The sequence below is a fragment of the Streptomyces sp. NPDC019531 genome (assembly GCF_044903305.1).
Classification (GTDB): domain Bacteria; phylum Actinomycetota; class Actinomycetes; order Streptomycetales; family Streptomycetaceae; genus Streptomyces.
On sequence record NZ_JBJDQL010000015.1, the window covers coordinates 81,218 to 94,523 of the forward strand.

The 13,306-nt window shown below is 68.1% G+C and carries 11 protein-coding genes and 1 pseudogene; 10 read left to right on the forward strand and 2 right to left on the reverse strand.

Going from position 1 to position 13,306, the window contains the following annotated elements; translation table 11 throughout:
- Positions 1–305 precede the first annotated feature (305 nt).
- The 6 genes from ACI2L1_RS19620 (at position 306) to ACI2L1_RS19645 (ending at position 5,774) form a co-directional block, all read left to right on the forward strand.
- The gene (locus ACI2L1_RS19620; RefSeq protein WP_404740595.1) at positions 306–944 is read left to right on the forward strand and encodes a TetR/AcrR family transcriptional regulator; all 639 of its coding nucleotides are present in this window, start codon (positions 306–308) and stop codon (positions 942–944) included.
- A gap of 284 nt (positions 945–1,228) precedes the next feature.
- The gene (locus tag ACI2L1_RS19625) at positions 1,229–2,824 is read left to right on the forward strand and encodes a sensor histidine kinase (RefSeq protein WP_404740596.1); all 1,596 of its coding nucleotides are present in this window, start codon (positions 1,229–1,231) and stop codon (positions 2,822–2,824) included.
- Complete coding sequence (locus ACI2L1_RS19630; RefSeq protein ID WP_007380839.1) at positions 2,821–3,228, forward strand: roadblock/LC7 domain-containing protein; 408 nt, start codon at positions 2,821–2,823, stop codon at positions 3,226–3,228. Before ACI2L1_RS19625 ends, ACI2L1_RS19630 begins: the two co-directional genes overlap by 4 nt.
- Positions 3,225–3,647 carry a DUF742 domain-containing protein gene (locus ACI2L1_RS19635; protein WP_404740597.1) on the forward strand — a complete coding sequence of 141 codons (423 nt, stop codon included), beginning with the start codon at positions 3,225–3,227 and terminating at the stop codon, positions 3,645–3,647. The genes ACI2L1_RS19630 and ACI2L1_RS19635 overlap by 4 nt, the downstream gene beginning before the upstream one ends.
- Positions 3,628–4,248: a GTP-binding protein gene (locus tag ACI2L1_RS19640; protein ID WP_404740598.1), complete on the forward strand. Its 621-nt coding sequence runs from the start codon at positions 3,628–3,630 to the stop codon at positions 4,246–4,248. Before ACI2L1_RS19635 ends, ACI2L1_RS19640 begins: the two co-directional genes overlap by 20 nt.
- A 59-nt stretch (positions 4,249–4,307) precedes the next feature.
- A complete protein-coding gene (locus ACI2L1_RS19645; protein ID WP_404740673.1) occupies positions 4,308–5,774 on the forward strand; it encodes a cytochrome P450 in 1,467 nt (488 codons plus the stop codon).
- Between the two features lie 19 nt (positions 5,775–5,793).
- Here ACI2L1_RS19645 and ACI2L1_RS19650 read toward each other — a convergent pair whose 3' ends face one another.
- A complete protein-coding gene (locus ACI2L1_RS19650) occupies positions 5,794–6,738 on the reverse strand; it encodes an RluA family pseudouridine synthase (RefSeq protein ID WP_404740599.1) in 945 nt (314 codons plus the stop codon).
- A gap of 1,192 nt (positions 6,739–7,930) precedes the next feature.
- Here ACI2L1_RS19650 and ACI2L1_RS19655 point away from each other — a divergent pair.
- Positions 7,931–8,974: a terpene synthase family protein gene (locus ACI2L1_RS19655; protein ID WP_404740600.1), complete on the forward strand. Its 1,044-nt coding sequence runs from the start codon at positions 7,931–7,933 to the stop codon at positions 8,972–8,974.
- A 26-nt stretch (positions 8,975–9,000) separates the two neighbouring features.
- Complete coding sequence (locus tag ACI2L1_RS19660; protein WP_404740601.1) at positions 9,001–10,329, forward strand: cytochrome P450; 1,329 nt, start codon at positions 9,001–9,003, stop codon at positions 10,327–10,329.
- A 238-nt stretch (positions 10,330–10,567) separates the two neighbouring features.
- Here ACI2L1_RS19660 and ACI2L1_RS19665 read toward each other — a convergent pair whose 3' ends face one another.
- Positions 10,568–12,136, reverse strand: coding sequence for an amino acid permease (locus ACI2L1_RS19665; protein ID WP_404740602.1), 1,569 nt, complete (start codon positions 12,134–12,136; stop codon positions 10,568–10,570).
- A gap of 180 nt (positions 12,137–12,316) precedes the next feature.
- Here ACI2L1_RS19665 and ACI2L1_RS19670 point away from each other — a divergent pair.
- A pseudogene (locus ACI2L1_RS19670) lies at positions 12,317–12,487 on the forward strand (ABC transporter); the annotation flags it as partial.
- Entirely contained in the window at positions 12,484–13,254 is a 771-nt protein-coding gene (locus tag ACI2L1_RS19675; protein ID WP_404740603.1) for an ABC transporter permease, read from the forward strand. The pseudogene ACI2L1_RS19670 and the gene ACI2L1_RS19675, both read left to right, overlap by 4 nt.
- Positions 13,255–13,306: the final 52 nt, after the last annotated feature.

Here is a 13,306-nt window from a genome sequence, read left to right on the forward strand (position 1 = left end):
CAGGTCCCCGCGCCCCCAGGGGGTTGGTGCGGGCCGGGGTTGTCGGGTGTGGCCGGTGGGGTGGTCGGGTGCGGGCCGGTGGGGCTGGGTGTGCAGGTCCCCGCGCCCCCAGGGGGTTGGTGCGGGCCGGGGTTGTCGGGTGTGGCCGGTGGGGTCGTTGGGTGCGGGCTGGTGGGGCTGGGTGTGCACGTCCCCGCGCCCCCAAGGGGTTGGCGCGGGCCGGGGTGCCGGTGGCGGCCCGGTGTCCGTGGATCAGCTGGAGATCACCCGGAGGCCTCCGCGCCCCGTGTGCGAGGATCGAACGCATGGGTGCGACAGGCGGGGCGGAGTCCGGGCGGCGGGTCGGCAGGCCGCGGGCGGCTCGGCGGCCGGACAGTGGGCTGGCCCCGCGTGAGGAACTCCTCGTCGCCGCGGCCGAGTTGTTCACCACCCTCGGGTACGCCGCCACCAGCACGCGAGTCGTCGCCGAGCGGGCCGGAATGCGGCAGGCCTCCATGTACCACTACGTCTCCGGCAAGGAGGAGCTCCTCGCCGAGCTCCTGGAATCCACGGTCACGCCCTCACTGTCGTACGCGCGCGAGCTGCTCGCCGACGACACGGCCCCGGCCGAGAACCGGCTGTGGGAGCTGTGCCGCGCGGACGTAGAGGTGCTCTGCGGTGGGCCGTACAACCTCGGGGGTCTCTATCTGCTGCCCGAGGTGCGCTCCGAGCGGTTCGCCGGCTTCCACGCGGTCCGCGCCGAACTCAAGGACGCCTACCGGCAGTTGCTCGCCGCCACGCCGGTGGGCGGCGCGCTCGCCAAGAGCGAGCTCGATCTCCGTACGGATCTGTTGTTCGGTCTGATCGAGGGCGTCATCCTCGTCCACCGCTCCGAACCCGACCGTCCGGTCTCCGTGTTCGCGGAGGCCACCGCGGACGCGGCGCTGCGCATCGCCGGAATCTGAGCCGGAGTTACGGGCGGATCGCGACCGGAAGCTGTTCTCCACGCGTCACGGTGAGTGGTTCCCGAACACCCTTGCGCTGTGACGTAGCGTGTTCGAGCAATGTCTCAGCGTGTAAATGAGCCGATAGTACTCCGGTCGTAATGCCCGTTTCAGGTGCTTGCTGAATATGACACGGCGTTGATCCGGTCGGACTAAGCTCGCCCGCAGCGCACCGAGTTGATGTGTATTCGTGCGCTTGTTCCCTATATGTGCGACTCCACGTCGATACGTCTCAGAGGGCCCACATGGTGAGTGTTCAATCCCCCCCAGGACGCCGTGAACTTCCCTACGCGCGCGTACTGTTGCTGCCCGCCATAGTCATGGCCGCGGCGACCGGGGCCGCCGTCGCGGCAGTGCAGCAGCCCGCCCGGGTGGCCGTCGGCTTGTGCGGTGCCGTCGCCACGCTGCTGGTGATCGCGGTGGGGGCCGAGGCGGTGCGGCGCGGGCGCGCTCTGCGGGGCGTCCGCGCCGAGCAGGCACGTCGCACCGCGTATCTGGAGCGGCGGATCGCCGCCCAGGACCAGGACATGACCCGCCTCGCCAAGGAGATCGCACCCGCGGCACTGCACTGGCTGCGCCGCGGAAATCCCCCCGGAGAGGTGATTCGCCGACTCGGTGACATCGACCCGGCGTGGAGCGACCTGCCCGAGGCACAGCAGCGGTTGCTGCAGACGGTGCTCGACATCGTCGACACCGAGGAGGTCATGCGCGACGCCGCGCAGCGCTCCTTCGTGAACATCGCCCGCCGCGTCCAGGCCATCGTGCACCAACAGGCCAACGAACTGCGGGAGATGGAGGAGGACCACGGCCGTAACCCCGAGGTCTTCGACGACCTCCTGCGCATCGACCACGGCACCGCCCTGATCGGCCGGCTCGCCGACTCCATCTCCGTCCTCGGCGGCGGACGCCCCGGCCGTCAGTGGCCCGAGCCCGTCGCGCTGTACAGCGTGCTGCGCGGCGCCATGTCCCGGATCCTGGAGTACCGGCGTATCGACCTGACGTCGATCGCCAAGGTCAACGTCAAGGGCACCGCCGTCGAGCCGGTCATCCACGCCGCGGCCGAACTCCTCGACAACGCCACGCGTTACTCCCCGCCCCAGAGCAAGGTGCACGTCACCGCCACCGAGGTGCAGACCGGCGTCTGCATCGAGATCGAGGACGCGGGAGTCAGCCTGAGCGAGGAGGCCCGGCTGAGGGCCGAGGGCATGCTGGAGCGCGCCAAGGCCGGCGTCGACCTCCAGGACCTCGGCGAGTCGCCGCGCCTCGGCCTCGCCGTCGTGGGCCGGCTCTGCCAGGCGTACGACATGCAGGTCTCGCTGCGTGCCTCCGCGTACGGCGGGGTCCGCGCCATCCTCGTCGTACCCAGCGACATGCTCACCGACGAGCCCGGCGTCGGACTCGCCCACGGCATCGGCGCCACCGCCGTGCCCAAGGCCGAACTCGGCGCCCTGCCGGGCCCCAAGCGCACGATCAAGAAGCGCCGTCCCACCAGCCCCAAGTTCACGACCCCGGTCTCCATGGAGGACGACGTCCCCGAGGTTACCGAGTGGACCGCCAACGGGCTGCCGCAGCGCCGCAGTCGGGTCAAGACCCCGCTCGCCCAGCGCTACGCCGAGCAGGCCGAGATCGAACGGGCCGAGCGGGAGGGCCGCCCGACCGTCTGGTCGACGTCCAGCCGCGAGCCCGCACCGGAACCCGCGAAGAAGCCGGACGACACCCCGCCCGGCCTGTGGGTCCAGGCGTTCATGGACGGCCTCAAGCGCCCCACCGCTTCCACAGCCAGTCAGCCGACCGACGAACCGGCCCGTACCGAGGCCGAAGACGAGGGGAACCTCAAGTGATCCAGCAGCGAGGCAACTTCGACTGGATGCTCCAGGACCTCGCCAAAGGCGTACCGGGCATCCAGATGATCGTGGTGCTCTCCGCCGACGGCCTGCGCATCGCCCGCCACGGCGGCGACCCGGACACCGCCGACCGCGTCGCCGCGGCCTGTGCGGGCCTGCAGAGCCTGGCGGGCGCCGTCGCCGGGGAGATCCCGGGCAGCGACGGCAAGATGAAGATGGTCCTCATCGAGATCCACGGCGGCTACTTCTACCTGATGGCCGCGGGCCCCAACGCCTATCTCGCGGTCCTCTCCGACATCATCACCGAACCCGGCCATATGAGCGCTCGCATGAGCGACCTGGTCGTCCGCATCGGCGCGCACCTCACCAGTCCGCCCAGGCGCAACGGGCAGACCGTATGACTCGTCCACAACGCCGCCGGCGATTCCCCAAAGCCAGCCCGGAACAGACACCGACACCCCAGCAGGAGGGCCAGGACCCACCCGAGGGACAGAAGAAGAACCCGGAGCGCCTGTACGTCATCACCGGCCCCGACGGCGCCGAGCGCTCGGAGCTCGACCTGGTCACGTTAATCGTGGCGCACGCCGACCCACCGCCTTCCGCCACGCCTGAGCAGGCGGCGCTGCTCAGGCTCTGCACGGCCCCTCTCTCCGTGGCCGAGCTGTCCGCCTATCTCAGCCTGCCGTTCAGCGTGGTGACCGTCCTGCTCACCGAGCTGCTGACGGCCGAACTGGTGACGGCGCGCGCCCCGGTCATCCGCCAGGCGCTGGCCGACCGTTCCCTCCTCGAAGCGGTGATGCATGGACTTCAAAGGCTCTGACACGATTCCCGGTCCACGAACAGAGGACCACCTCCCGAAGACCGCACAGACCGCGGTGAAGATCGTCATCGTGGGCGGCTTCGGCGTCGGCAAGACGACCATGGTCGGTTCCGTCAGCGAGATCAAACCGCTGACCACCGAGGAGACCATGACCCAGGCCGGCGTCGGGGTCGACGACAACTACGGCTCCGAGTCCAAGACGGCCACCACCGTGGCGATGGACTTCGGCCGCATCAGCATCACCGACCAGCTGGTGCTCTACCTCTTCGGCACCCCCGGCCAGGAACGCTTCTGGTTCCTGTGGAACGGCCTGTTCGAAGGCGCGCTCGGTGCCGTCGTCCTGGTCGACACCCGCCGCCTCGAAGTCAGCTTCGACGTGATGGGCCGCCTGGAGGAGCGGGGCGTGCCCTTCGTCGTAGCCGTCAACGCCTTCCCGGACGGCCCCCGTTACGACACCGAGGAACTGCGCACCGCGCTCGACCTCAGTGCGGAGATCCCGATCGTCGAGTGCGACGCCCGCCGGCGCGCCTCCAGCCGGGACGTGCTGATGACGCTGCTGCGGTTCCTGCATTCGCTGACGGCGGAGAAGGCTCCGGTCTGAACCGTCCCGTCGTATGACCTCCTGTACAACAGATGAACTTCAGCTTCGGAGCGACCATCGTGACGCCTGAACCCTTTTCCCCGGCCGGTACGGACCACTCCATGGCCGCCCCGCCTCCCGGCTGCCCCGCGCATGGCATCGGACCTGGCGGGCTGCGCAGACTGTACGGCCCCGATGCGGAGGATCTGGGGGCCGTGTATGAGGAGCTCCGCGCCGAACACGGCGCCGTCGCTCCCGCGCTGCTGCATGAAGATGTGCCGATCTGGGTCGTGCTCGGCCACAGCGAGAACATGCACATGGTGCGCACTCCCACGCACTTCTGCCGTGACCCTCGACAGTGGGGTGCCCTGGGGGACGGCACGATCAAGCCGGATCACCCTCTCATGCCGATCGTCGCCTGGCAGCCCATCTGCTGCCACGCCGAGGGCGACGAGCACCGACGGCTGCGCGGCGCGGTCACCAGCGCCATGTCGACCATCGACCACCGGGGCATCCGCCGCTACATCAACCGCGCGACCCAGGATCTCGTCAACAAGTTCTGCGAGAAGGGCAGGGCCGATCTGGTCAGCCAGTTCGCCGAGTACCTGCCGATGGCGGTGATGTGCGAGATCCTCGGCATGCCCGACGAGTACAACGAGCAGATCGTGCATGCCGCCCGCGACCTGCTCAAGGGCACCGAGACCTCAATCGCCAGCAACGCATACATCATGGACGCCCTGATGCGGCTCACCGTCCGCCGCCGGGCCGAACCCAAGGAAGACTTCACCAGCCACCTGATCAACCACCCGGCGGGGCTCGACGACGACGAGATCGGCCAGCACTTGCGCGTCGTCATGATCACCTCGTACGAGGCCACCGCCAACCTCCTCGCCAACGTACTGCGGGTGGTGTTCACCGACCCGGGCTTCCGCGCCCGGCTCAACGGCGGTCAGATGACGGTGCCCCAGGCGGTCGAGCAGTCCCTGTGGGACGAGCCGCCGTTCAGCACCATGCTGGGCTATTTCGCCAAGCAGGACACCGAGCTTGGCGGTCAGCACATCCGCAAGGGTGACGGTTTGCTCATGGGCATCGCCCCGGGCAACGTCGACCCACGCGTGCGCCCCGATCTCAAGGCCAACATGCAGGGCAACCGCTCCCACCTCGCCTTCAGTGGCGGTCCCCACGAGTGCCCGGGCCAGGACATCGGCCGCGCCATCGCCGACGTGGGCGTCGACGCGCTGCTGACCCGCCTCCCGGACGTCCAACTCGCCTGCGAGGAGGACGAACTGCGCTGGAGGGCGTCCATCATGAACCGCCACCTCGTGGAACTGCCGGTGAAGTTCGCGCCGAGGCCCCAGCAGAACGCCACGCAGTGGCCCTCCAGCAACCCGATGCCGCGGCAGCGCCCGAACGACTGGCAGGTCAGCACGACGCAGCCCCAGTCCCCAGCTCAGGAGCCCGCCGCTCCGACGCCGGCGGCGATGCCCGAACCGGCCCGTCGGCCGGGCGTGTTCCGGCGCCTCCTGCGGTGGTGGCGCGGCGAATGAGCCGACCAGGGCACCGGGGCTACTCGGCCCACTCCTCGTACGACGACCAGGCCCGCAGCACACGCGGGCTCACGAACCGGTGCTCGCGCCCCGTGACCGGATCGGTGAACTCCAGGACCCGCGCCAGCAGTTGGAGCGGGCGCCGGAAGTCACCGTCCGCCACGGGACCGGTCACCACGGGATAGAGGGGATCGCCGAGGATCGGCACCCCCAAGCTGCTCATGTGCACCCGGAGCTGGTGCGTCTGCCCGGTGCGAGGTCGCAGCCGATAGCGGGCCAGTCCGTCGCCCCGTTGTTCCAGCAGCTCCACGTCGCTGACGGCATTGGGCTCGCCCTCGACCTCGCGCGCCGCCATCACTCCACGCTCCTTGACGATTCGGCTGCGCACGGTACGCGGTAGGGCGAGCGACGGATCGTACAGGGCGACTGCCTCGTATTCCTTGGTGATGAGCCGGTCGCGGAACAGCGACTGGTACGCGCCGCGCTCCGCGGGGCGGACAGTGAACAGGACCAGCCCGGCGGTGAGCCGGTCCAGGCGGTGGGCGGCGCCCAGTGTGGGCAGACCCAGCTCCCGGCGCAGCCGCGCAAGCGCGGTCTCCGCGACATGGCTGCCGCGCGGTGTCGTGGCCAGGAAATGCGGCTTGTCGACGACGACGATGTGCTCGTCGCGGTATACGACGTTCAGTGCGAACGGCACCGGCACCTCGTACGGCAGCTCCCGGTGGAACCACACGAACATGCCTGGCACGTACGCCATGTCACGCAGCACGGCACGCCCGTCGGCGTCCACGATCAGCCCTGCGTCCAGCATCCCGTCGATCACCTCCGCCTCGGCCGCGAGCCGCTCCACCAGATGATCACGCACGGTGGCCCACGCCGCCCCTTGCGGCAGCTTCACCCGCACCGGATCGACCCCGTCGCGCTGCGGCAGGGGAGAAGGGGGGATCGGGCTTCTGCGTCTCATCGTGATCAAGCTTACGAGGGGACACTGACAGCGGGGGTACGAGCCGCTCCCGACCTTCTTGTCGGGGCGGTGGAAGGATGCGGGCCGCGTCCGAGAGCGAGCCGCGCTGTTGGATCGACGGGTGACCCAAGGTCTGATCGGCGAGGACAACGCGCGGTAGCCCCTCACCGACGCGCAAACCGACCAACTGCTGGGCTCCCGACGAGGTCGGTTTCCACCGCCTCGAACTCCTCCACGCGCCCTCCCGCATCCGGACGGTCGGCATGGACCTGCCTGCGCGTGCAGAGCGATTGACGCTACGCGCGTATCGAGCTGTTCCGGTCTCCTACTCAGCTCCGCCGCCGCTCAGACCCCGGTGGCAAAGGGGGGCGCCCGCGTCCTGATCGGGCGACTGTCAAATGTGAGTGCAACATGTTCACGTCTGAATCAACGGCCGCCACTTCCGGTCTGGACCGAACTGCGATGTGATAAACGTGTATGGCCAAAGGCGCGTTCTGTTCGCGCCGCCGTGGAAGGGGGAGCCCGTGGTGCCACTCGTTCCGTCATCGCCCACCGCGGCCGCCACTGGCTCGGCCCTCTTGGAGCACGCCCGTGCGCGGGCACGTCAACAGTGCAAACGGACATGGCCTACGGCCGGTAGATCCACACGGCCTGGCAGGGCAAGAAACTCCTGCGCGACCTCCTGGGCCTGACCGTCATCCGCAGGCCCGTTACTCCCGACCACTCCGCGATCTCCGCCGCCCGCCGACGCTTCTCCGCCATCGGCTTCCGGAACCGAGCGAACCACTACCTCCGCTCGCGCTGTGCAACCACCCGACGGAACCGACGGGAGGCACACCCCCACTGAATTCGAAGACCTCACCCGCTGCCCGGCGTCTGCCGCACCACGGTGGTCTCACGCCGGCCTGGAGATGCGCTGTCCCGGCCTGTTGAGGCCGAGCTTCGCCGGTTGACCCCGCTGTGTGGATCGGGGCCAGTCGTCGGCGTGGTGGCCGGCCACATGCTATTCCCGTCCGGGAATCCGCTGCGGCTGCTCCTGCACTGCGCCCCCGCATCACCACTGGCTTGCCAGGTTGCCGGGGTGCAGCCGCCGTCGTCCGGAGGGGCTCCCCGGGTTGCCTCGCGAGCCTGTGCGCGGCAAGGCAGCGCAGCACACCTCGGAAGGAACAGGCCGACCGGAAAGAGGTGCTCAATGGACAAGAACGCGATGGGCGCGCGCATACGCCTTGCCGAGGGAGAGGATGTGCGGGACGGGGGTATGGGTCGCGTTCACGATCACCTCCGTGGCGCTCAGGACAGCCTGACCACACCCTTTGTCGTGCGGGAGAACGCCTGGGCTCGCGACGTCTTCGCCGCGTCCGTGCAGTGGATGCAGGAGCACGGGCTGCTCACCGGCGAACGACGTCAGTGGCTGGAGGAATGTGACATCGGGGCACTGCTCGGTCTGACCAATCCGTACACGGACCGCCACCTCCTCCGGCTTGCCGGGGACTGGTACGTATGGCTGTACGCCTTTGACGACGGTGTGTGCGATGAAGCGTTCACTGGTGCCCAGGCGTGGGACATGGCCCATCTGACACTGCGACTCAAGCGATCCGTGACGGGCTTCGCGCCTGGCGAGGAGCCCGAAGAGAACTACGCGCGTGCTCTGTTCGACCTGCGGTGCCGTATCGCCGAACACGCCACGCCCGCCCAACTCGTCCGCTGGACGGAAGCAGTCCGTGACTACCTGAACGGCCAGCTGTGGGAAACCATGTACCGCGCCACCGGACACACACCCGCTCTGGACGACTACATCACGATGCGTGAGTCGGCTTCCGGCTGTCTTTCCTGCTTCGCGCTGTTACCCATGCTCAACCGCTACCACCTGCCTGAGGAAGAACGCGCCCATCCGGACATGGAGCAGCTCTCCCGGTCCGCCAACCGAATTATTGCCTGGGACAATGACCTGTTCTCCTACCGAAAGGAACAGGGAGACCACTCCGCGATCGCCAACCTCATCACCGCAGTGGCGCGGCAACGGCGGTGCGAGACCGCTGCGGCTATCACATATACCCGCAAGCGGCGCGACGACGAACTGGCCACGTTCCTGCGCACCGAGAAGCGTATCGCCCGCCATCTCAGCATGGAGGGAACGTACTACATCGCCAATCTCAAGAATTGGGTGAGCGGAAGCCTGGAATTCCACAAGACCAGCCGACGCTTCGTGTCCGCGCCCCGCGTCGTGCACCTCTGATCCCTCGCAGACCCATGGAGGAAACCGTGACCAACCGGGCCAGCATTCCTCGGGCGCCAGGGTCCTTTCCGCTGATCGGCCACGCACCATCCCTGTTGCGCTCCCCGCTGTCGTTCCTCAGCTCGCTGGATTCGCACGGCAGCCTGGTAGAGGTCAGAATCGGCCCCATGGCAGCCCTGGTCGTGTGCGACGCACAACTGACACGTCAAGTCCTGCTCAACGACAAGGTGTTCGACAAGGGCGGCCTGCTGTTTGACCGGGTCAGGGAGGGATTCGGCAACGGGTTGGCCTTGTGCCCGCATTCATCCCATCGACGTCAACGCCGCCTGATTCAACCAGTCTTCAACCGCGGAAGCCTAGCCCAATACGCCGACACGATGACTGAGATGATCTACTCGACCATCAACGGATGGGTGGACGGACAAACCATCGACGTCCTCGCGGAGATGCAGGAGGTCACTGCGCGGACCATCGTCGCCTCGATACTGGGCCAGACCTTCACGGAACATGAGCTTTCCGCAATGCTTCGGGACTTCGGAACACTGTCCCGCGGCAGTTACCGGAGAATGTTTCTGCCGCCGTCCATGGCGAAACTCCCCACTCCCGGCAACCGGAGCTACCGCGCTGCGCGAGCTCGCCTCCGTCAAACGCTGACCGCAGCCATCCATACGCGTCGCGCTGGGGTCACCACCCTCAAGGACCTCCTGGCGGCGCTCCTTGAGACATCGCAAGAGGGAGAGACACTGACGGACGACGAGGTGGTCGATCAGGCAATGATCTTCTTCTTCGCCGGCATGGAATCCACCGCGGCAACACTCGCCTGGTCGCTGCATCTCATAGCCGCTCAGCCAGAAATCGAAGGCGCACTTCACAGGGAAGTGGACGCGGTGCTGGCCGGGACGCCGGCTACCGGAAGTTGCCTGGCCGACCTGGCGCACACCCGAAACATCATCACGGAAACCCTGCGGCTTTACCCACCCGGGAGTCTCTTCACTCGCGTGACCACCACCGAAACAGAATTGGCCGGCTACGAGATAGGGATGGGAACGACGATTGTCTGCAGCCCCTACCTCATACACCATCAGCCCCAAAATTTTTCCGCGCCGCACGTCTTCGACCCGAGCCGCTGGAACGCAACGCCGCGGACCGAGGCAGAGAGGACAACGTTCATTCCCTTCGGCGCAGGGCCCCGAAAATGTATCGGGGACAATTTCGGCATGATGCAAGCCGTTATCGCACTGGCCGCCATCGCATCCAGGTGGAAACTCGCCCCTGTGCCTGGAGCCAAGGTGCGCCCCGGAGTCGGGACCGTGGTCAATCCGCAAGGATTGCTTATGACCGCGGTATCGCGGTGAAGCCCCCCCGTATCTCCATGTGCACGGCCGAGTGGTGACAGCTCCGCAGTGGCTGCTCAAGCGTCGGTTCTGCCACCGTCGTTGACCTCCGAAAAGAACTGGACCATACGTCGGGGGATCTGCCACGTCCTCGCGGCCGGGTAGATCCAGCAGGTCGTGGCCGCGCCCCGCGGAGCCTCGGTGAGGGAAGCCTGAACGGGGCCACGGCCGACAGACGAAGACACGACGACGGCGGCGATCAGCTGGATTCTGAGGGCGCTGCCAGCGGTGCCCTCTTCTCCACGATGTGCCCTCGATATGCCCTCTGCCACTGGTACAGGCACCCCAGTCCCACCGTGATCACAAGGAACAACACAGTGAACCACCGGAAATACCAATGCCCGCCCGCCGGGTCGTACACCTCCGCCCGGGGCCAGGCCAGGTTGACGGTCATGAGGAGGCCGTAGAGGAGGGCCAGGGCGTTGATCGGGATGCCCCAGCGGCCCAGGGAGAACAGGCGGGAGCCGGTCTCGTCCGTGCCGCCCGTCGACGTGAACTCGCCTCGTGTGCGGCGGAACAGCAGCGGGCCCGTGACCATCGCGTACGCCAGGTACAGCATGACGATGCACGTCGTGCCGATCGCCAGGAAGGCCTCGGGGGAGGCGAAGTTGAGGAGGAGCAGGGCCGCTGCCAGGACGCCCACGACCAGGGCGGGGGCCGTGGGCATGCCGGTGCGGGGGTTCACACGCGCGAGGCGGGCCGCGAAGGGGAGTTGGCCGTCGCGGGCCATGGAGAAGAGCATGCGGCAGGCCGCCGTCTGGATGGCCAGGGTCGCCACCGCGATCGCCACCACCACGTCGGCCAGCAGGAGCTTGCCCACCCCGTCGCCCAGGCTGCTCGTCAGGACGTAGCTGAGGCCGTCGACCGCCAGGTGGCCGTCCGTGAGGCTCGGGGCCGCCAGGAGGCCGCCCAGGACGATCAGGCCGCCGAGCAGGCCGGCCGCGGCGAGTGCGGTGAGGATCGTGCGAGGGGCCGTGCGGCGCGGGTCGCGGGTCTCCTCGCTCATCTCGCCCGCGCTGTCGAAGCCGATCATCACGTACGCCGCCGTGAAGGAACCGACCAGCAGGGCGCCGAACAGACCCGACTGGGCCGCGCCCTCGGTGTGGAAGGTGATGCTCGGGGTGCGCTCGGAGTGGGTGAGCAGCAGCACGATGATGAGGACCGCACCGATGATCTCGGCCGTCACGCCGACCCGGTTGATCAGGGACATCACGCGGTTGTCCACGACGTTCACCAGGGTCGTCAGGACGAGCAGGATCACCCCCAGGACCGCCGCGTTCGCCGCGCCGTCCGCCGAGGTCGGGGCCGGGTCGGTGCCGATCAGCTGGAAGCCCGTCCAGATCGCCGGCAGCACCATCTGGAGGGCCAGTGCCGCCGCCGCGACGACCACGATCTGCCCGATCACCATGATCCAGCCGGCGAACCAGCCGAAGGCCAGGTTGGAGAGACGGGAGGACCACTGATAGATCGCGCCGGAGATCGGGTAGCGCGCCGCCAGTTCCGCGAAGCAGGCCGCCACCAGGAGTTGTCCGACCAGTACCGCCGGCCAGGCCCAGAAGAAGACGGGGCCGCCGAACGCGTACCCGAAGGCGAAGAACTGGAAGACGGTCGTCAGGACCGAGATGAAGGAGAACCCCGCCGCGAAGGACGCGTACCGGCCCAGGCTGCGGTGCAGCTCCTGGCGGTAGCCGAACTCGGCGAGGGAGTGCTCCGCGGAGGAGGAGTCCGGCGGATCGGGGCGGACGTCTGAGGGGCTGGTCGTCGTCACGGCGGCACCTGCCTTCGGCGGCATGGGGGCGGGAACGGGAACAGCGGTGCGGGAGCTGAATTCCTGTCGGGCGACAGAAATTAGGGACTCGCTGTTTCGGGTGCGTGACGCGGGCATGTCCAAGCCGCTCCTAAGTGCTCACGTCAGCACCTCGTGCACGCCGGACACCCCGCGCAACGCATCCGCGCCGACGACGGGGCCGCCGCCGTACCCGCACTGCTCGCCGCCCTGGAGCGGGCCGGGGTCAAGGTCGCCACCGCGACCGTCGCCCGTCCCTCGCTGGACGACGTCTGTCTGCGTGACGCCGGCCGCCGTTACTCGGAGGCCGAAGACCTGGTAGGTGCCCGATGAGCACAGCGGTCTCGCAGACCTGGTACATGACGCAGCGTCAACTCATGGTGTTCGTACGGCAGACTGCGTACGCGATCATCACCCTGATCCAGCCGGTGATCTGGCTGTTCCTGTTCGGCAGCCTCTTCAAGAAGGTCGTCGAGCCCGGCGGCTTCGGCACCACCTCGTATCTCGACTACCTCCTCCCCGGCGTGGTCGTCATGAGCGCGCTCAGCTCCAACATGTGGGCCGGCATGACCACCCTGGACGAGATCCAGCGGGGCACCCTCAACCGCTTTCTGGCCACCCCGGTCAGCCGGGCCGCCCTGATGAACGGCAACGTCGTCAACAACGGGCTGGTCACCGCCTTCCAGTCGGTGGTCATCGTGCTGCTCGGGCTCCTCGGCGGTGCCGACTACCCGGGCGGCATCGCCGGAGTCGCGGTCCTGGTGCTCGCCTCGGTCCTGCTCGGCACCGTCTTCGGAGCGCTGTCCAACGCGCTCGGGATGCTGGTGCGGGAGCGGGAGTCGATCATCGGGATCAACACCTTCCTGCTGCTTCCGCTGACCTTCCTGTCCAGCGCCTTCATGGCGCCCTCGCAGATGCCGTCCTGGATGCGGCACATCGCCGACTTCAACCCGCTGAACTGGGCGATGGTGGCGGGCCGTTCGGCGCTGTCCGCCGATCCCGACCGGGGTGTGGTGCTGGGGCGCGGGGTAGCGCTGCTGGGGCTTGCGATGGTGGCGGTGTGGCTGTCGATCCGGACGTTCAGGTCGTATCAGCGGTAGGTGTGAACACGCGAAAGGGGCGGCACCCGGAAACCGCCCGAAGGTGCCGCCC